At 61.1% G+C, this 15,815-nt stretch carries 26 protein-coding genes and 1 tRNA gene; 16 read left to right on the top strand and 11 right to left on the bottom strand.

What is annotated here, in order from left to right; genetic code table 11:
- The first annotated feature begins 262 nt into the window (after positions 1-262).
- The 6 genes from BLS48_RS20740 (at position 263) to BLS48_RS20715 (ending at position 6,001) form a co-directional block, all read left to right on the top strand.
- Positions 263-1,123 carry a class I SAM-dependent methyltransferase gene (locus BLS48_RS20740; RefSeq protein WP_091581362.1) on the top strand — a complete coding sequence of 287 codons (861 nt, stop codon included), beginning with the start codon at positions 263-265 and terminating at the stop codon, positions 1,121-1,123.
- Positions 1,124-1,268: 145 nt separating this feature from the next.
- On the top strand, positions 1,269-1,598 hold the full coding sequence (locus BLS48_RS20735; protein ID WP_091581359.1) for an ATP-dependent DNA ligase: 330 nt from the start codon (positions 1,269-1,271) through the stop codon (positions 1,596-1,598).
- Complete coding sequence (locus BLS48_RS20730) at positions 1,585-1,863, top strand: PilZ domain-containing protein (RefSeq protein WP_091581357.1); 279 nt, start codon at positions 1,585-1,587, stop codon at positions 1,861-1,863. Before BLS48_RS20735 ends, BLS48_RS20730 begins: the two co-directional genes overlap by 14 nt.
- Positions 1,864-2,090: 227 nt before the next feature.
- Positions 2,091-2,708 carry a C39 family peptidase gene (locus tag BLS48_RS20725; protein ID WP_091581354.1) on the top strand — a complete coding sequence of 206 codons (618 nt, stop codon included), beginning with the start codon at positions 2,091-2,093 and terminating at the stop codon, positions 2,706-2,708.
- A gap of 18 nt (positions 2,709-2,726) precedes the next feature.
- Positions 2,727-3,806, top strand: coding sequence for a D-alanine--D-alanine ligase family protein (locus BLS48_RS20720; protein ID WP_091581352.1), 1,080 nt, complete (start codon positions 2,727-2,729; stop codon positions 3,804-3,806).
- A 206-nt stretch (positions 3,807-4,012) separates the two neighbouring features.
- Positions 4,013-6,001, top strand: a complete 1,989-nt coding sequence (locus BLS48_RS20715) for an AI-2E family transporter (protein WP_167365172.1) — start codon at positions 4,013-4,015, stop codon at positions 5,999-6,001.
- An 85-nt stretch (positions 6,002-6,086) separates the two neighbouring features.
- On the opposite strand, the gene BLS48_RS20710 is transcribed toward BLS48_RS20715, so the two are convergent.
- The 4 genes from BLS48_RS20710 to BLS48_RS20695 all read right to left on the bottom strand — a co-directional run bounded on the left by BLS48_RS20710 (position 6,087) and on the right by BLS48_RS20695 (position 7,491).
- The gene (locus BLS48_RS20710) at positions 6,087-6,317 is read right to left on the bottom strand and encodes a DUF378 domain-containing protein (RefSeq protein ID WP_091581350.1); all 231 of its coding nucleotides are present in this window, start codon (positions 6,315-6,317) and stop codon (positions 6,087-6,089) included.
- A 143-nt stretch (positions 6,318-6,460) separates the two neighbouring features.
- A complete protein-coding gene (locus BLS48_RS20705) occupies positions 6,461-6,706 on the bottom strand; it encodes a DUF982 domain-containing protein (protein WP_091581347.1) in 246 nt (81 codons plus the stop codon).
- 170 nt (positions 6,707-6,876) lie between these two features.
- Entirely contained in the window at positions 6,877-7,077 is a 201-nt protein-coding gene (locus tag BLS48_RS20700) for a hypothetical protein (protein ID WP_167365171.1), read from the bottom strand.
- A gap of 105 nt (positions 7,078-7,182) precedes the next feature.
- Positions 7,183-7,491 carry a hypothetical protein gene (locus BLS48_RS20695; RefSeq protein WP_091581345.1) on the bottom strand — a complete coding sequence of 103 codons (309 nt, stop codon included), beginning with the start codon at positions 7,489-7,491 and terminating at the stop codon, positions 7,183-7,185.
- A gap of 272 nt (positions 7,492-7,763) precedes the next feature.
- On the opposite strand from BLS48_RS20695, the gene BLS48_RS20690 reads away from it, so the two are divergent.
- Positions 7,764-7,982, top strand: a complete 219-nt coding sequence (locus tag BLS48_RS20690) for a ribbon-helix-helix protein, CopG family (RefSeq protein WP_091581642.1) — start codon at positions 7,764-7,766, stop codon at positions 7,980-7,982.
- Positions 7,983-8,196: 214 nt separating this feature from the next.
- Here BLS48_RS20690 and BLS48_RS20685 read toward each other — a convergent pair whose 3' ends face one another.
- Positions 8,197-8,445, bottom strand: coding sequence for a DUF982 domain-containing protein (locus BLS48_RS20685; RefSeq protein ID WP_167365170.1), 249 nt, complete (start codon positions 8,443-8,445; stop codon positions 8,197-8,199).
- Between the two features lie 295 nt (positions 8,446-8,740).
- Here BLS48_RS20685 and BLS48_RS20680 point away from each other — a divergent pair, with 295 nt between their 5' ends.
- The 3 genes from BLS48_RS20680 (at position 8,741) to BLS48_RS20670 (ending at position 10,543) form a co-directional block, all read left to right on the top strand.
- Complete coding sequence (locus tag BLS48_RS20680; protein WP_091581639.1) at positions 8,741-9,043, top strand: DUF982 domain-containing protein; 303 nt, start codon at positions 8,741-8,743, stop codon at positions 9,041-9,043.
- 274 nt (positions 9,044-9,317) lie between these two features.
- Complete coding sequence (locus BLS48_RS20675; RefSeq protein ID WP_244529722.1) at positions 9,318-9,998, top strand: Crp/Fnr family transcriptional regulator; 681 nt, start codon at positions 9,318-9,320, stop codon at positions 9,996-9,998.
- Positions 9,999-10,312: 314 nt separating this feature from the next.
- Positions 10,313-10,543, top strand: a complete 231-nt coding sequence (locus BLS48_RS20670) for a hypothetical protein (RefSeq protein ID WP_091581340.1) — start codon at positions 10,313-10,315, stop codon at positions 10,541-10,543.
- A gap of 490 nt (positions 10,544-11,033) precedes the next feature.
- On the opposite strand, the gene BLS48_RS20665 is transcribed toward BLS48_RS20670, so the two are convergent.
- Positions 11,034-11,246 carry a hypothetical protein gene (locus BLS48_RS20665; RefSeq protein WP_091581337.1) on the bottom strand — a complete coding sequence of 71 codons (213 nt, stop codon included), beginning with the start codon at positions 11,244-11,246 and terminating at the stop codon, positions 11,034-11,036.
- A 158-nt stretch (positions 11,247-11,404) separates the two neighbouring features.
- Between BLS48_RS20665 and BLS48_RS20660 the strand changes: the two genes are divergently transcribed.
- Positions 11,405-11,650: a hypothetical protein gene (locus BLS48_RS20660; RefSeq protein WP_091581334.1), complete on the top strand. Its 246-nt coding sequence runs from the start codon at positions 11,405-11,407 to the stop codon at positions 11,648-11,650.
- Positions 11,651-11,919: 269 nt separating this feature from the next.
- On the opposite strand, the gene BLS48_RS20655 is transcribed toward BLS48_RS20660, so the two are convergent.
- Positions 11,920-11,993 (bottom strand) — tRNA-Gln (locus BLS48_RS20655).
- 73 nt (positions 11,994-12,066) lie between these two features.
- Positions 12,067-12,360, bottom strand: a complete 294-nt coding sequence (locus BLS48_RS20650; RefSeq protein ID WP_091581634.1) for a hypothetical protein — start codon at positions 12,358-12,360, stop codon at positions 12,067-12,069.
- Between BLS48_RS20650 and BLS48_RS35030 the strand changes: the two genes are divergently transcribed.
- The 4 genes from BLS48_RS35030 to BLS48_RS36590 all read left to right on the top strand — a co-directional run bounded on the left by BLS48_RS35030 (position 12,353) and on the right by BLS48_RS36590 (position 14,586).
- On the top strand, positions 12,353-12,664 hold the full coding sequence (locus BLS48_RS35030) for a hypothetical protein (protein WP_143019449.1): 312 nt from the start codon (positions 12,353-12,355) through the stop codon (positions 12,662-12,664). The genes BLS48_RS20650 and BLS48_RS35030 overlap by 8 nt on opposite strands.
- Positions 12,665-12,834: 170 nt before the next feature.
- Positions 12,835-13,905, top strand: coding sequence for a sensor histidine kinase (locus tag BLS48_RS20645; protein ID WP_091581331.1), 1,071 nt, complete (start codon positions 12,835-12,837; stop codon positions 13,903-13,905).
- A gap of 157 nt (positions 13,906-14,062) precedes the next feature.
- Positions 14,063-14,362 carry a hypothetical protein gene (locus BLS48_RS20640; RefSeq protein WP_091581630.1) on the top strand — a complete coding sequence of 100 codons (300 nt, stop codon included), beginning with the start codon at positions 14,063-14,065 and terminating at the stop codon, positions 14,360-14,362.
- A gap of 89 nt (positions 14,363-14,451) precedes the next feature.
- The gene (locus BLS48_RS36590) at positions 14,452-14,586 is read left to right on the top strand and encodes a hypothetical protein (RefSeq protein WP_280142535.1); all 135 of its coding nucleotides are present in this window, start codon (positions 14,452-14,454) and stop codon (positions 14,584-14,586) included.
- A 227-nt stretch (positions 14,587-14,813) separates the two neighbouring features.
- On the opposite strand, the gene BLS48_RS20635 is transcribed toward BLS48_RS36590, so the two are convergent.
- Complete coding sequence (locus BLS48_RS20635) at positions 14,814-15,020, bottom strand: DUF982 domain-containing protein (RefSeq protein ID WP_244529721.1); 207 nt, start codon at positions 15,018-15,020, stop codon at positions 14,814-14,816.
- Between the two features lie 14 nt (positions 15,021-15,034).
- Positions 15,035-15,271 (bottom strand): DUF982 domain-containing protein, encoded by a 237-nt coding sequence (locus tag BLS48_RS20630; protein ID WP_091581329.1) that lies wholly within the window; start codon positions 15,269-15,271, stop codon positions 15,035-15,037.
- 57 nt (positions 15,272-15,328) lie between these two features.
- On the opposite strand from BLS48_RS20630, the gene BLS48_RS20625 reads away from it, so the two are divergent.
- Complete coding sequence (locus tag BLS48_RS20625) at positions 15,329-15,508, top strand: hypothetical protein (protein ID WP_091581326.1); 180 nt, start codon at positions 15,329-15,331, stop codon at positions 15,506-15,508.
- A 65-nt stretch (positions 15,509-15,573) separates the two neighbouring features.
- Here BLS48_RS20625 and BLS48_RS20620 read toward each other — a convergent pair whose 3' ends face one another.
- Positions 15,574-15,753, bottom strand: coding sequence for a DUF3606 domain-containing protein (locus BLS48_RS20620; RefSeq protein ID WP_091581323.1), 180 nt, complete (start codon positions 15,751-15,753; stop codon positions 15,574-15,576).
- Positions 15,754-15,815 lie beyond the last annotated feature (62 nt).

Here is a 15,815-nt window from a genome sequence, read left to right as displayed (position 1 = left end):
CACGCGGCCGGTTGCGGCGTCATATCCATTTGGTAGCCTTTGGCTTAAGCCGCACTACCACATTTGAGCATGGTGCAACGCGTCGGTTGATGCATTAAAACTTTATCTGTCTTGGATTCTGCCGGTGCCTCATCCTGTTCGCGCCGGTGGCGACGCAATGCTTGCGCCGTGATACCCACCCGATGGCAGTGCCATTCGCCTGGTGCGGAATCCGTCAACAATCCCATTCGACTAACGCCAAGCTGGCAGGAGATACGGATTCATGAAGCATTTTCAAACGTCGATCCCACAGGCGCGAAGAAAGAGCAAAGCGGAACTTCAGGCCGCGGTCGAACGCCTCGCACCGTTTCATCACGCCATCGACTTGCCTTATGGCCTGAGCACCTACGTACAGACCGCGTCTCGTCAAGACCGCGAGCGCACGAGGATGCAAACACTCCTCGATCATGCATGGCCAAGCATTCTCACGGCCTGCGGAGGTTCATTGGCAGGCAAAAGAGTTCTCGACGTAGCATGCAACTGCGGTGGTTTTTCCGTGCACGCCGCAAGGGGCGGTGCCGATTACGTGCTTGGGATCGACATTGAGCCTCACTACATCGAGCAGGCAAATCTGGTAAAAGAGGCCGTGGATCTAGATAATTTGGATTTTCAGCGGCTTGACCTGATGGATCTTGATCGGTCGAAGCACGGTATGTTCGATCTGGTCCTGTTCTTCGGGATTTTATACCACCTGGAAAACCCTGTTTTGAGCCTGAAGCGCATATCAGCAGTGGCTGACCACGTTTTGGCGGTCGATACAACGCTCATGAAGGTGCCGATCATAAATCGAATACTGGACCGTTGGCCGATGTGGCATATGCGCGTGGTGGCGGGGGTCGATTCCAATGCAAGCAACATCACGACTTCCCGCTGGCGTCCGGCGGAATTTTGTCAGTTTTCCCCCAATTCCCGAGCCGTCATCAACCTCCTGGAATATTCTGGATTTGCCAATGTCGAACGTCTCAAACCAAAAGTGAGCGGGCTGGAAAAGCGCTATTATAACGGGCGACGGGCGACATTCATTGCCGTGAAGAAGCAGCGATACGCCGGGAATGCCAATCCGAGACTTGTAAGAGATCCATAGGCGAAACTGCGTGACATGGCCGATTTCTGCCGAGATCTGACAGCCTGAAGAGCCGCAAATGTTCCTGCCGCGCGCCGCGCCGCAGCAAGACTTCCGGAACCATTTCAGCGCAAACTAATTGAATCGCGGTTTTGCGAGTCAGTTCATGCGTTTGAAGTTCATCCCACCGTTGACGCCGATCCTTGTCGAGCAGCCTCGCGAAGGCGACGACTGGATTCATGAAGTCAAGTTCGACGGCTACCGCTCGCAGCTGACCATCGACGAAGACGGTATCAGGATCTGCGGTTGCAAGGGCCACGACTGGACGTCGAAATATCGCGACCCGGTGAAAGAGGCCGCCAATCTCGGCGCCGAAAACGCCATCGTCGACGGCGAGATCATCGTGCTCAACGAAGCCGGCCTGTCTGACTTCGGAGAACCGCGCATGGCGATCACTTCAGGACTTGCGGGTGGAAAGAGCCATGAACCCCATTGATCCTCCAATAGAGCGACGCTCACACCCACGTGGAATTGTCCTGAAGGATGCGACCATCATTACCGATGACGCGAGGATCAGCTGCTCCGTCAGAAATCAGCACCTTCACGGTGCGGAACTGAAGGTGGATCCCAGCGTGACAATTCCCGATCGCTTCGTCCTTCACGTGCCCGCGGATGAGGCCAGCTATCGTGCCGTGGTGCGGTGGAGAAAGAACGGACGGCTTGGCGTGCAATTCTATGGTGCCGACAATGGCCGCGCCTGAGAAGGACCAGCAGCGCATCACATAGGCCTGGATGTATGGTGCGCAGGCGCGCGCGTATGGCGAGGGCTTATCTGCCGGCCACAAATGCCATCCGGCGTGCAGATGGCGCAGGTGGTCGCGCTCTGAGGTAGGAGCGTGACAACACGACGGACGTCATGCCCGCTGCTGGCTTTTCACCAATTTCGTATGCTCGTATACGAGATTGGATTGAGCCCCCGAGGAGTCGCATGAAGCCCCTGACTGAAACCGTGCCGTTTTTCAGCCAGTGGGAAACTTCAGACATGACGCTGGACGTGCTCGCCGAAGGCGCCGGAATCGCTCTCAGGCGCGATCCGCTGTGGCGGGGTTCAGGCGCCGAAACGCTCGACGAATACGCGGTCTGGGCCGCCAACATCTGCGGCATGGCGTGCCTGAAGATGATCCTGGCGACGCGCGGCGAGACCGTTCCGACCATCGAACTCGCCAGGCAATGCACCAGATATGGCGGCTACGTCGTCAATGAAGGATCGATCAAGGGGCTGATCTACGCGCCCTTCGTCCGCTTCGTGAAGGAGGCCTTTGGCCTTCAGGCCGAGGTGATGACCAATGTCGCGGCATCGGACATACCGGCGATCCTTTCGCGGTCGCGCTTCTTCATCGCTTCGGTCAGCAGCTGGATCCGCTGGCCCGAGCGCGAGCCGCCGTCGAAGGGCGGACATCTGGTGCTGGTCACTTCCGCCTCGGACGAGGCTTTTCGCTTCCACAATCCATCCGGCCATATCCGCGCCACACAGGCAAACGCAGTGTTGGCGCCAGCCGATTTCGACCGTTTCTTTGCCAATCGCGGCATTGCGGTCGCCATTTGATTTTTTGAGGGATTTTCGATGAAGGACAAGACAAGGGTAGCCATCCTCTATGGCGGGCGCTCGGCCGAACACGACGTGTCGTGCCTTTCGGCCGCCAATGTGCTGAAGGCGATCGACCGGACGCGCTACGAGATCGTGCCGATCGCCATTTCCCGAAGCGGCAGATGGCTGCTGCAACAGTCGTCGGTGGCAGCCGGCGACGGGGCAGGGGCTCCGGTGTCCGAGGATGGTGTAGAGGTCGCCCTGCTGCCCGGCGGCAAGGGCAGGCTGGTGGCCGCGCCGCATGGTGGCAAACAGCCTGATCTGCCGCCGGTCGATGTCGTCTTTCCCGTGCTGCACGGGCCGTTCGGCGAGGACGGCTCGGTGCAGGGCTATGCGGAAGTCGCCGATGTCGCCTATGTCGGCTGCGGCATCCTGGCTTCGGCCGCCGCCATGGACAAGGATGTCGCCAAGCGGCTGCTGCGCGAGGCCGGGCTTGCCGTCGCCCGCTCCGTCACCTTGCACCGAAACGACACGCATTCCTTCCAGGAGATTGCAGGCGTGCTTGGCCTGCCGTTCTTCGCCAAGCCGGCGCGCCAGGGTTCGTCCTTCGGGGTGAGCAAGGTGAACGACCGGGACGGTTTCGAGGACGCTGTCGCAACGGCTTTCCGCTATGACGGCAAGGCGCTGATCGAGGAGTTCGTCGACGGCCGCGAGATCGAGTGCTCGGTGCTGCAGCGGGCCGACGGCTCGCTGACGGTGTCGCTGCCCGGCGAGATCATTCCAGCCGGCAAGCATGGCTTCTACACCTACGAGGCCAAGTATCTCGATGCCGATGGCGCGGTGGTGAAGGTGCCGGCCGATGTCCCGGCCGCGGTTGCCGACAAGGCGATGGCGATGGCGCGGCAAGCTTTCCTGGCGCTCGGCTGCGAAGCCATGGCGCGCGTCGACTTCTTCCTGCGCGCCGATGGCAGCCTGCTGGTCAACGAGGTCAACACGCTGCCCGGCTTCACCGACATCTCGATGTACGCCAAGGCGCTGGCGGCTATCGGCATCGGCTACAGCGAGGTCATCGACGTGCTGATCGAGCACGCGCTGGCAAGACACGCAGCGCGCTGAGCCGCCTTATCCAACGTCACGCCGAGGTTGCCGTCAGCCCCGGAACGTCAATCCCGATGAGCCGCAAACTCATTTTTCTCCATTACCCTCGGACGGCGGGAACATACCGACCTGCCCGGCATTGAAGGTAACCAGCGGTCCCTCGGCAAAGGTTGCAAGCCGGCTCGATATGCCCGACCATGGCCGCCGGCAGGGGGAGACATCAAGTGGCGGTCAATCGTCGAAACGGGACGGCGTCTCCGGCGCATGGGCTGGAGGAGATTCTTTCGGCCGCCGCGCCCCACCCGCGAACGTCATTGCCCACTGTGGCGACCATCGTCACGACGGTGGCGGCGCTGTATTTTGGGCGCGAGGTCTTCCTGCCGATCGCGATCGCGCTGCTGCTGACCTTCGCGCTCGCGCCCCTTGTGTCGGCGCTCAAACGGATCGGCATTCCCCGGATCGCCGCTGTCATCGCCAGCGTGCTGGGCGCTTTCGCGGCACTCGCCCTGTTCAGCTTCATTGTCGCCACGCAAGTCAGCGAACTGGCGCAGAACATCCCGGTCTACCAGACCAACATCCTGGCCAAGATCCGTTCGCTGAAGGAAACCGGGGTCGGGGGAGGGATCATCGCCAGATTGAGCCGCGTGGTCGAGCGTGTCGGCCAGGAGATCGACCGGCAGGAGGCTTCGCAGCCGGCCGCGACCCCGGACAAGCCGTCGCGCGAGCCGGTGCCCGTCGAGATCATCGCGCGCGAAAGGCCGCTCGAGGTCCTGCAGAACATAGTCGGTCCGCTGATCAGCCCGCTCGGATCGGCCGGGCTGATCATCGTCGTCGTCATATTCATGCTGCTCGAGCGGGAGGATTTGCGCGACCGTTTCATCCGGCTTGTCGGCTACGGCGACCTCCACCGCACCACCGAGGCGCTTCAGGATGCCGGCAAGCGGGTGGGCCGCTACCTGCTCATGCAATTGGTCGTCAACATCGTCTACGCCATCCCGATCGCGATCGGGCTATGGGTCCTCGGCATTCCAAATGCGCTGCTGTGGGGGCTGCTGGCACTGGCGCTGCGTTTCGTTCCCTATATCGGCCCGGCCATAGGCATGCTTTTGCCGCTGCTCCTGGCGCTGGCCGTGGCACCCGGCTGGTCGCTCGTGCTGTGGACGGCCGCCCTGTTCGTGGTGATGGAGCTGGTCACCGGCAACGTCGTCGAACCCTGGCTTTACGGTTCGCGAACCGGGCTGTCACCGCTGGCGATCATCGTTGCGGCCATCTTCTGGACATGGCTCTGGGGGCCGCTCGGACTGGTCCTGTCGACACCGCTCACCGTCTGCCTGGTGGTGCTGGGCAGGCACGTGCCGCAGTTTGAATTCCTCGACGTGCTGTTCGGCAACGAGCCCGTGCTCGAACCCCATGCGCGCCTCTACCAGCGACTGCTGGCCGGTGATCCGGAGGAAGCCACCGACCATGCCGAGGAGATGCTGGAGGAGAAGTATCTGGTCGAATTCTACGACAAGGTCGCCATTCCGGCGCTTCTGCTGGGCGAGCGGGACCGTGTGCGCGGCGTCATGGGCGATCTGCAAAGACGGCAGGTAGCGGCCAGTGCCATGACGCTGGTGGCCAACCTCGACGACAACGCGCAGGAGGAAGCGGACGAGGAGGAGAGTCCGCTCGTGGCCGGGGAGGTGGGCGACGACGGCAAGGCCGTCGGCGAGGACGAGGCCGACCTGCCCGATGGCACTGGTATGTCGGTGCTCTGCGCCGGCGGGCGTGGCGAGCTCGACGATGCCGCCGCCGCTATGCTGGCGCAGGTGCTGGAAGTCCAGGGCGCGACTGTGTCGAGGGCCGGTTTTGCCGACATGGAACCCGCGAGCATTCGCCGCCTCGAGCTCGAAACCATCGACACCGTCGTGGTCGGCTTCCTGAACCGGGATTCCGTCAAGCATGCCCGTTTTCTGGTCCGCCGGCTGAAGCGTGCGAAGGCGGGGCTGCGGGTGGGGATCGTGTTCTGGTCGGAGACAGGTAACGGGGACAAGGAAACAGCCGCTAGGCTGGCCCATGACATCAACGCGGATTTTGTAGCGAATGGCATGGTGGACGCCGTAGTAGGCGCGCTATCGAACGAGCCACCCGTTGCGCTCAAGCTCATCGCCAAGCGCCGCATGCGACGGCAGCGGGCCGCCCCCAAAAAAGCGCCTGCCGCTGCCGCGCGCTAGCGCGCGCCTGCCGATCGATCGTCGCGATGGTTGACCCGACTACACGCAATAGGGCGGCGGATTTTCCGCCGCCCTATTTTACCGATCACGAATGATGGACATGCCCTTCGGCATCGACTTCTCCAACCGTGAGGCTCTGGAAGCCCGGCATGAGCTGCCATATGGCTGCGAGCCCGATGATCAGATAGGCCATGCGGGCCAGGGTGGCGCCGCCGAGGGCCGTGCCGATTATGTCATAGCCCGTTACACCCATGGACAGCCAGTTGAGACCGCCAAGGATGATGAGGGCGAGGGTGACGAGGTTCATGATGCGCATAAACGCCTCCTGAATGTTGCCTGACAAAACGCCTGCCAAAAACGCCTGTCGTAAAAAAACGCCTGTCGTTTCAGGCGGTTCCGTCGATCACGACATTGTGAACGGCGCAGACATGCCGTGAACGCAGGCTCACTTGATCAAGCCTATTCGACCAGGATATGCGCCTCGCGCGCGGCCTCGACAAATGCCTCCCTGGCGGTATCGGGGGCGACGTCGCCGCTTGTCGCACGGCGGCAGGCGCGCAGCGCGGACTGATGTTTCTGGCTGCCGGTGTCGCGCCAATGTGTCGTGAGCAATTCAATGGCCTGCTGTGTATTGGACAGATGGCGGATGGAACCGGTGACGCCGACCGAAACCACCACGGGTTTGGAGAACCATGCGGTTTGCATTGGAACCTCGACTGCGTTGCAGTCCTAGAATGCGCCTCGCAGCAGAAGGTTTCATGCCTGCCGATCACTGTGGCGTGAGGACGCCGACGTCCGTCAGAAGCGAAGGCGATCGTTCGAAGCCGACTGGGAAGACGGCATATCAGGCCGCTTCGACCTCCTTGCGCACTCACTCACATATTGGAGGCGACATCGCGGGCGGATTTCGGTTTGGGCTTGTGGACTGGACGCTGCCTTGTCGTCCGTTCGGCGAGGCGGGGAGCGGCTTTGACCGTCTTCACGTCGACCGTCTTCACGTCGACGGGCGCTTGTGCCTTGCGGCGCTTTAGCCAGTTCGAAGACATTTCGACAAGGAGACTGCGCAGGCCTTTCACGACGTCCTCCGCTTTCAAGACGACATGGTAATTTCCGAAGACCAGGCTTGTTCCACGCCGGCAGACACCAAGCGTTCGCCCGGGCGTGCCGGCTTCGTCGCTTGACTATTGAATCGAGGTTGGTTGAGGGAAATCGAGCGGGCCGGTTGCATGCTCGTCACCATCCTCGACGAGGCCATCTCCGAGCGGAGGAAAGTCGCTGCCCAGGCCGTCGAATTCGATTGCCGCGCCAATGAGTTGTGCCGCCTGCAGGACCAGGTGTTCGATGTCCTCGAGGGCGACATTCTCGGCCAGATTCCTGACCCTGACCTGCTCCGCCACCGTGGTGATGTTGACGATGCCCGCTGTCTTGAACGCCCTGTGGACCGTCGAAGTCACGTCATCGCGCAGGAGCGCCGAGTAATCATATCGCATCGAAACCTCCCAGGGGGAATGGTTTTCTTTTCAGATTCCACCTTGCGTCCGGCACTGCGTGGTGGCAAGTAACAATATAAATATTGTTCAAATAAATCAACTAGTTAGCATAGTTATCAAAATGCGAGGGCGACGCTTGATGCCTATCCTGTGCGTGATGCGTTCTTCACGCGTCGCAGGGTCTTGACGCATTATGAGGAATTCCCTAATTTTGAGCTGAATGAGTTAGATACTAACTCAACGTATTCTTGGTCTTGAGCGAGGAAGCGCGCATGGCTGAATTGGAACGCCCGGAACGACTGCAGATCATGCTGACTTCGGATGAACTGGCGGCTCTGGAAAACTGGCGCTTCGACAGGCGCATGCCGAGCCGCTCGGCCGCGGTCAGGGAGTTGTTGCGGCGCGGCCTTGCCTCGGACGGCTTCCTGACGGCGGAGCAGGGGCTCAAGTCGCAGGACTATGGAATCCTGCCCACCGACGGCGCGGAATAGTTGCAATTTCGCTGTCGGCGGAGCTCTGCGACTTAGTGGCGCTTCATTTCGTAGAGCAGTAGTTGCTCCATTGTTCGCTGTACCGGAGCGACAGGCTCGCTGGGGAGGGTTGGGGTTGCCCCGGCGAGCTACACCCTCGTCGATTATGGTGTTGGCCTCGATTGCCAGCCTGCTTTATTTCGCCTCGCGCGGCCTGACGTGCAGGGGGCGGCTTTCAATTTTCCATGAAGGCGTCGGGAAGCACGTCGGCTTCTATCGCCGCGCTGATGAAGGCAATACGTACCTGTTTTGGACTGCATCGGCCGACGCGTTGCTCGATGAGGGCCGACAGCGCGGCGAGAAATTTGGGGCCGTTGGAGGGCCAGTTGCCGTCGGTCAGAATGTCATTCATTTCGAAGAGATTTCGAACGACGCGAACGCCGTGAATGCCTTTGATTGGCACTCCGCCGAATTGTTGGGTCATGCTTGACAACGGATCGCAGGAAGATGCGTTCCTTCGATCGACGGCAGGTAGCATTCGCCAACAATTCGGCCCGAGCGCCCAGGCCAAGTGATCTTTTGCCGTGCCCTCAAGGCCAATCAGTTCGATGGTTCGAATGTTGTCAGAGGGGCGGTTAACCCGCTGGATTCATCCCTTGCGATGACGATGAGTCAGTTCTTGACAGCCATAATCCCGCTTATCATATTTTTTTGCGCCCACGGCTGCGTCAAGCCGGGGCAGTTCGTCTCAAAAACTCGTTCAACGGATGGAGGAGTCTATGAACGGCAGGATTTTCGAGCGGCCCGTTCTGGTCAAGAACGGGCAGTTTGTCGTCGAGGAAATTGGAAGTCTGGCCGACGCATTCGAGTTCCTGGAACGGTGGCCCGAGAGCCGGCGGGGACCGATCTATCAGACCGCGCTTCGGGCCTGTCAGCGCGCCCATGACGGTCACGTGTCGCTTTCCGTGGCCCGCGACGCGTTCGCCGGGTTTGCCAGATCGGTCAAAATCCTCGAGCCCGTTTCCACCGCGTTACCCTGGATGACTGGGGCAAAATCGGGTCGCGGTGGGGTGCCGGCATAGTCCGCGAGCGGAGGGCCAAAAGGACGATGGGGCCACTTCCCCGCTGTGGGACGGCGGCCAGGACGCATTGCCGTTCCGAGCATTCGAATGGCAAACGGCGTATCGATGGTGTTGCCCCATCACCATCGATATGCCGGGCTGACTGGCGGTCATGGACATTATGTCGTTGCCATTGCCACAGCGGCATTTGCCGAGGCGAGCTGCCTTCATCAATCCAGGTGATTTCCCGACGCGGCCTGCGTTAGAATATCACCTTACCGAATGGAGACCCGTCGTGGCCAAGGCTGACAAGCACCCTTTCAATGTGAACGCCTTCCTCAATACGGTGGACGGCGGAAGGACCGTGGCGACGTATCAAAAGAATGAGACTGTCTATTCGCAGGGCGACCCGGCGGATTCCGTCTTCTACGTCCAGAAAGGCAAGGTCAAGGTCTGCATCGTATCAGAGCAGGGCAAGGAAGCGATCGTCGCTCTCCACGAGAGCGGAGACTTCTTCGGCGAAGGCTGCTTGTCCGGCCAGCCGTTACGGTTGGCTACAGTCTCCGCGATGGTGGACAGCGTCGTCACGCGGATTGATAAAGCATCCATCACGCGGGTGCTCCGTGAGGAGCCGAAGTTCTCTGAGATGTTCATATCATACCTGCTGGCGAGGAACGCCCGCGTCGAAGAGGACTTGGTGGACCAGCTTTTCAATTCGAGCGAGAAGCGTCTGGCGAGGTTGCTGCTTCTGATGGCAAATTTTGGCAAGGAGGGAGACCCGCAAACTGTCATAGCCAAGGTAAGCCAGGAGACGCTCGCCGAGATGGTCGGCACCACCAGGTCGCGTGTGAGCACCTTCATGAACAAGTTCCGCAAGCTCGGGTTCATCGAATACAATGGAGATTTGAAGGTTCATAACTCTCTGCTGAACGTGGTCCTGCACGACAATCCTCACCTCAGGGGCAGGGACCTTTGAGGCACCTGTTCCGTATGGAACAGTCGAGCCATTTGCCCCTGTGTTAGATTTTGAGTTGGTCCAACCCTCCGGACCGGACCTGCAGCCCTAAGACCGTCTTGAAGCAACGACATGACTGCCGGGGTAATTGACGGACCCCCCGGTCGTGTTCTTCGGCAAGATGGGTACGGCGTTGTCGGTGAACACGGCGCGTCCGTCCCAGCCCCCGCCCAACGCGGACGCGCCGGCACCCTTTGTTGCCCCGGCAGCGGCATGGGGTCTTTGTCAGAGGAGGCTCAGATCAATCAGTGCGCCAAGGCTCGGAAGATCCAGAAATGACTAAGATCAGGACGGGCTTGGCTCATATTGCCGAGCGTGAAGTGACGTGGAAGCCAATCCTGAGCGCTCCGTTCGATTGCGACTTGAAAGTCGCCGTCCTTGACGAGGGAGAGCACGCGCTCGCGTTTCCCTGCATTAAAGCGCGCGAAGGTTGGAAGGACGCCGTAACCGGCATCGTCCTGGACATTCATCCGACCCATTGGTGTGAGTGGCCTACTGATCTGTAGGGCAATGTGCCTCACAGCGGGCCAGTATGTTTTGGTACCGCAATCGCACTAGCTTTGCTCCGCAAGGGCTAGCGCCCCCTGCAAGTCCCTGTCATCCCGGGGACGGCCCGCCGCTTCTGGAACTCGCGCCAGCGTGTCCGGTTAGGAGCTTCTCCAGTAGCGGAGAAAATGGCCGGCGCCAGTTGGGATCGGGGGTGGGCTTTGGGGGACGCCGGCCAAGCGGACATCGGGTCCGCCGCAATCGCAATATGCGCGAGCCGGCGAGATGCGGTTATGGTGTGATCGCGGAATGCCTGCTTTGCCGGACCATTCGGGCCGACTGCGACCGCCGATCAACGCCGCGCGGACTACGCCACTCTCACCAACATTCGGAGCTCATGCAAAATGTACGCACCGGAGCTCGCCGTATCCGGTGACCCCCAACCAGAGGACTGTCCTGACCGAAAACTGATCCCGCCGTCCCGGCCCGCCGCCGCTGGTGGCGGGCCTTCTATTGCCTCGCTTGAATCCGCTCCAGGCATTTACCGGGAATGTTTGGCCACGTCGCCTTGGCGCATTCCATATCGGTAACCGCTACAGGTTCGCTGGCCTGAACGTTGGCAGCTTGTGTAGCCGTAGACGCGAAAAGCACCGTCTGCGTTATGAGGGCCGAGAAGGCGGCAACCTGGATCAGCACGGCGGCAAAGGCGATCTTCTTGAGCATGCAAGAAAACGCGCGACCGCGCCGCCAGTTCCCTGGTGGCCTAGGATTCTGGGTAGGCTTGTCCTTGGCCCCCTGACTCACTGTGGCGGGCTTTCCGTGTGGTAAGTCCCGCAACAGCCCTGGCAGATATGTTGATGCCCTCACCAAGGGAGAGATCGATGGTTTCGGCTATTGCAAGTCAGCATCGGCAGGTACCGGAAACCCAGTTGAAAGCGGCAAAGCCGGAAACGGGCGAAGGATTTGCGCCGGGCAAGAGCGCCGACAGCGTTGGACATCGCGCCAAGGCAATGGTTGCCGAAACGGGCGACACCGATCCTGACGCGCAAGGTAATGCCGCATCGAAGATCGCGAGAATGGACATCACTGTATTGACGCCGCCACCCGAAGAAACACCCGCGGGGTAAGATCAGGCCGGGGCTGCCATTTGCTGGGCTGATCGTCATTTATTCCGGGCGGCTTCTCGATGCGGAAATACGATGTGGAGTTGCCGCGGTTGCGACCTGCGCCCTCGAGTGTGGAAGCGTACTCAGGATAATGGCTCGGAAAATGTAACCGGCCGTCGCCGCTCCGGCCTGACCCGAAACCAAATTTCTGGCACCCGTCGCTTCGTGATTCTGTCGCTGAAGTCGCCGCCCGTTTGATCGCCAATGTTCAGGACAACGCTGCCTTTGTCTGGTTCCCGCTCATGGGCTCGAACCACGATTCACGCCTTCAAAGGGCGCTGTCCTACCATTAGACGAAGCGGGAAAAGCTGGCAGACGCACCACCCCTAGCCGGTTCGCGCGTCGGGATCAACGCGTGCCATCTTCCGGCGGCAACATCAGTCCGGGAAGTTGGCGACCGGTTCCTCGCAGCGGTAGACCGGGCAGTGACCGTCAAGTGTCGGGACATAGGCCTGCATCGGCACCTCCGGCCAGTCGCATTCGTTGCCGAACTGCCTGACATAGCGGTCATAGGTGTTGGGACCGGTGGTCAGCACCACGGCGCGATGGCTCTGGATCAGTTGCCGAAGCTGCTCGCAACCCATCGTGCGCGTGTCGGGCCTGGCATTGGCAAGACCTGTCGCGGCCAGCATGATGGCTGCTGTCACAGGAACAATCTGGCGGATGGGCATGGCGATTACCTCGAACGGGCGTGTCCCCGGAAACTCGCATCCCGGCCAGCGGTTCCGCAACAGCCAGGAAGCGCTGTTTTTGCGGCGCAACCAAATGGCACGTCGCGCATTGCTGGGGATGGACATCAGAAAACCCTACGAGACGCCGAAATGGTGGCCTGGCGGCGACGAGCGCGAAGCCATGTGCTGTTCCTTCTGCGGTGGCCGAGACCACAGATACGAGCAATGTCCGCAACGAGACGCTGCGATCGATCCATCATCCGACACCGCGGGCGACGCCATTTCCAGGCCCACCCGGTTCTGAAGTTGAATCCGGGTTTGTCAGTGCGCAATGTTGCTCCCCCATTGCAACCAAAGTGTCCCGCCCGCATTGCAGGGGATGGGTGAAAATCCATCACGCAAGCCTGAAATACGCTTGAGAGGGCGACGGCAAGGCGCGAGGCGGCCGGGCGTGACCGAGGGAAGTCGGGGGCAATGACGGAATTGGCAAGCGTGAATGGCCCGATCGAAGCCACCGCCGACGCAAGGCTGGCGGCGATCGTCGATTCCTCCTTTGACGCCATCATCAGCAAGGATCTGAACAGCGTCATCACCAGCTGGAACGGCGCGGCGCAGCGGATGTTTGGCTACTCTGCCGAGGAGGCTGTCGGCCGATCGGTGCTCATGCTCATTCCCGATCACCTCAGGGATGAAGAGGCCGACATCATCGGCCGTGTCCGCAAAGGCGAACTCGTGGCCAGCTACGAAACGATCCGGCGCCGCAAGGACGGCGGGACCATCGCCGTGTCGCTGACCATCTCACCGATCAGAAATGGATCGGGCGAGATCATCGGCGCTTCGAAGATCGCGCGCGACATCACGGCCACCAAGGAGAGCGAACGCCGCATCAGGCTGCTGTTGCGGGAGGTGAATCATCGCGTCAAGAACCAGTTCGCGGTGATCCTCTCGATGGTCAGGGAGACAAGCAAGCGCTCGACCGATCCGCGTGAGTTCGAAGCGCTTGTCCGCTCCCGCATCATGGCACTGTCGCGTTCGCACGATCTGCTGGTGAACTCGGAATGGGCAGGCGCCAGCCTCTTCGACCTCATCCAGGAACACCTCAAGCCGTTCTGCCACGAGGAACAGGTATCGCTGTCCGGACCGCTTCTGACCCTGCAGCCGAACGCCGTGCAAAATCTCGGCATGGCATTTCATGAGCTCGGGACCAACTCATCCAAATATGGCGCGCTGGCGGGGGAGGCCGGAAGGATCGACATCACCTGGCAGATCGTCACCGGCGTTTCGGGCAAGCGGGAAATCCATCTCGTGTGGGACGAAACCTCGCCGGTCCCTGCCGATGATCGGCAAGACGACAGCACGCGCAAGGGTTTCGGCACCGTCGTCCTGCAGCGGGTTTCGCCACAATCGCTGAACGGTTCGGCGGTGCTGGAACGTCGCCCTGGCCATCTCAGCTGGTCGCTGACGGCACCGCTCGAATCGATCATCGTTGCGCAACTCGGCGACGAAATGCCTGTCGACGACAGAGATCCGTCCTTCAGCCCTTGAAGGGCTGGCATCGGCCAGGCGACGGCGGGGGAGAAATCCATCGGAGGCGTGATCCGATTTCCGCGCGGGCGGAAATGGCCAACCTTTTTCGTCGGCAGGCGTTGTTCCTGTGAAGGCAGGGCCGCCGCGGGCGGCCGTGACAGGAAAGGAGGCCTGGATGAGACGTCTCGCCATCGTGCCGTTCAGCCTGGTGCTGGCATTGGCCGCGCCAGCCGCGGCCCAGACGGATCCGCAGCAGGACAGCCAGTCGCCGCAGGCGGACAAATGCCGGGCCCCAGAGCAAGGCAACAAACAGCAGCCTGCAGGCGGCGATCTGACGGAGACGCTCAGTGATTGCGGCGGCGTCCTGAAACCGCCTGCCACCGGTGACCAGGGGATGACGGCTCCGGCTCCGGACCAAGGCAAGACGCCGGTGATCAAGCCAGGCGAGGTGCCGGCTCAGCCGCCCGCGCAGTAGAAGTCGGTTTCTTCGACCGCGTCGTCAGGCGGGAACCTTCGCACCGAACGAAACGTTTCTGTCACGAGTTGAATTTGAAAGGACGGATCGTGAGAGATATCGCCGGTACCGCAACATTGCTTGCGTCCATCGCCATCGTGATCGTGGTGGTGCTGCTGGCGCCGAAGGGCTTCGGGCTCGAGACCACCCACCCGATTGTACAGGGCGATCCGCTAGAACAGTAGTCAGGGCCGATTCACCGCGAAAAAGCAGGCGAGGCACTGTGCCCCGCCTGCTTTTTTCATGGCTTTCCGGAGAGCAATTCCAGGAAAAGTGTGAAACGGTTTTGCCGGGAATAGCGCACAGCGCCTTCCCTTGGGAATTGCGTCAGACAAAGAGATGGAGCGGCTCTGCGTTTCCGTGAAACGATGACCGCTCTAGCGAACCAGCACGCCCGCATGATTGCAGAGGGCTACGAAAGCTTCCTGGGCCTGTGCGGCACCTGCCTTTCCAGCGCGGATTCAACCTGTTCGCGCGCCGCCTGATAGAAGGGGCCACGCTTGGCATGGGGCCAATCGATCAGGATTTCGCTGGCATCCTTCAGCGTGGTGACGTCGCGGATCGTCTCCGAGCCATGTGGCTTGATCCGCAATGGCGGCGATAGCATCAGTTCAGCCATCTCTTGTTTTCCCGCTAGTGGAGGAGCCGCGCTTCCCGCGCGGCGTCGATCATCGCCCGCATCGCCTTTTCCGGCGGCGTCCAGCCATCCAATGCATCGCGACAGCTGCGCAACGCCGCCCGGTACCGCCGGCCCTGGCCCGCCGGCCAGTCGCCGAGGCACTCCAGGCCTTCCCAGGCGCTACGCACGACGCGCTCCCGCTCGGGGGCGAATTTCAACCTGATGGGCTTTGGGAACATCTTGTCGTTCAAGCTTAAGTCTCCGGGACTGTGAAGCGTCGAATAACGTACGCAACAGGGGAGGGTTCCGTGCTCGAAAATCAAATTTCAGTCGTGCGCCGCGGCGTCTCGAAGGCCTCGCGCGGCCAGACTGAAAAGGCTGACAAAAGGCCTGTTCCGGGCGGCGCGCCGCTGACCGTCGACCGTACGCCGCCGCGCTATCGGTTGCCGGTCCCGCGCATGATGTCGCGGGGGACTGGTTCGGACTGACGGCTCGCGGCTGCTCGAACGCCGAGACAGGCGCCCACCCCGATCGCATCGGGATGGGGCAGGCTCTATCCCCGAGCGGCCATATAGGCGTCGAGCTTCTTTCTCGATGGCCCATAGCGCTTGATGATGGTCTGCGCTTCGCTCGGCGGAATGCCATATTTCCTGGCGAAGGCAGCAACCTCGTAAGGCTCCTCGCTGGAAACCAGCTTGCGGTCCTGCTTTGTCTTGGTTTTGTCGTCAGCCATTCCAGGCCTCGCTTTCTGTTGCCGGAGAAACGCGTGCGCGCAGTGGTTGGCGCGCCATTTCG

The organism is Mesorhizobium qingshengii, assembly GCF_900103325.1.
Taxonomy (GTDB): domain Bacteria; phylum Pseudomonadota; class Alphaproteobacteria; order Rhizobiales; family Rhizobiaceae; genus Mesorhizobium; species Mesorhizobium qingshengii.
This window is presented reverse-complemented; position numbering and strand designations above follow the sequence as displayed.

Excerpts from the sequence above, each read along its gene's own strand:
- BLS48_RS20740 (WP_091581362.1), top strand. The coding sequence starts at position 263 with ATGAAGCATTTTCAAACGTCGATCCCACAGGCGCGAAGAAAGAGCAAA.
- BLS48_RS20735 (WP_091581359.1), top strand. The coding sequence starts at position 1,269 with ATGCGTTTGAAGTTCATCCCACCGTTGACGCCGATCCTTGTCGAGCAG.
- BLS48_RS20730 (WP_091581357.1), top strand. The coding sequence starts at position 1,585 with ATGAACCCCATTGATCCTCCAATAGAGCGACGCTCACACCCACGTGGA.
- BLS48_RS20725 (WP_091581354.1), top strand. The coding sequence starts at position 2,091 with ATGAAGCCCCTGACTGAAACCGTGCCGTTTTTCAGCCAGTGGGAAACT.
- BLS48_RS20720 (WP_091581352.1), top strand. The coding sequence starts at position 2,727 with ATGAAGGACAAGACAAGGGTAGCCATCCTCTATGGCGGGCGCTCGGCC.
- BLS48_RS20710 (WP_091581350.1), bottom strand. The coding sequence starts at position 6,317 with ATGCGCATCATGAACCTCGTCACCCTCGCCCTCATCATCCTTGGCGGT.
- BLS48_RS20705 (WP_091581347.1), bottom strand. The coding sequence starts at position 6,706 with ATGCAAACCGCATGGTTCTCCAAACCCGTGGTGGTTTCGGTCGGCGTC.
- BLS48_RS20695 (WP_091581345.1), bottom strand. The coding sequence starts at position 7,491 with ATGCGATATGATTACTCGGCGCTCCTGCGCGATGACGTGACTTCGACG.
- BLS48_RS20690 (WP_091581642.1), top strand. The coding sequence starts at position 7,764 with ATGGCTGAATTGGAACGCCCGGAACGACTGCAGATCATGCTGACTTCG.
- BLS48_RS20685 (WP_167365170.1), bottom strand. The coding sequence starts at position 8,445 with ATGACCCAACAATTCGGCGGAGTGCCAATCAAAGGCATTCACGGCGTT.
- BLS48_RS20680 (WP_091581639.1), top strand. The coding sequence starts at position 8,741 with ATGAACGGCAGGATTTTCGAGCGGCCCGTTCTGGTCAAGAACGGGCAG.
- BLS48_RS20670 (WP_091581340.1), top strand. The coding sequence starts at position 10,313 with ATGACTAAGATCAGGACGGGCTTGGCTCATATTGCCGAGCGTGAAGTG.
- BLS48_RS20665 (WP_091581337.1), bottom strand. The coding sequence starts at position 11,246 with ATGCTCAAGAAGATCGCCTTTGCCGCCGTGCTGATCCAGGTTGCCGCC.
- BLS48_RS20660 (WP_091581334.1), top strand. The coding sequence starts at position 11,405 with ATGGTTTCGGCTATTGCAAGTCAGCATCGGCAGGTACCGGAAACCCAG.
- BLS48_RS35030 (WP_143019449.1), top strand. The coding sequence starts at position 12,353 with ATGGGCATGGCGATTACCTCGAACGGGCGTGTCCCCGGAAACTCGCAT.
- BLS48_RS20650 (WP_091581634.1), bottom strand. The coding sequence starts at position 12,360 with ATGCCCATCCGCCAGATTGTTCCTGTGACAGCAGCCATCATGCTGGCC.
- BLS48_RS20645 (WP_091581331.1), top strand. The coding sequence starts at position 12,835 with ATGACGGAATTGGCAAGCGTGAATGGCCCGATCGAAGCCACCGCCGAC.
- BLS48_RS20640 (WP_091581630.1), top strand. The coding sequence starts at position 14,063 with ATGAGACGTCTCGCCATCGTGCCGTTCAGCCTGGTGCTGGCATTGGCC.
- BLS48_RS20635 (WP_244529721.1), bottom strand. The coding sequence starts at position 15,020 with ATGGCTGAACTGATGCTATCGCCGCCATTGCGGATCAAGCCACATGGC.
- BLS48_RS20620 (WP_091581323.1), bottom strand. The coding sequence starts at position 15,753 with ATGGCTGACGACAAAACCAAGACAAAGCAGGACCGCAAGCTGGTTTCC.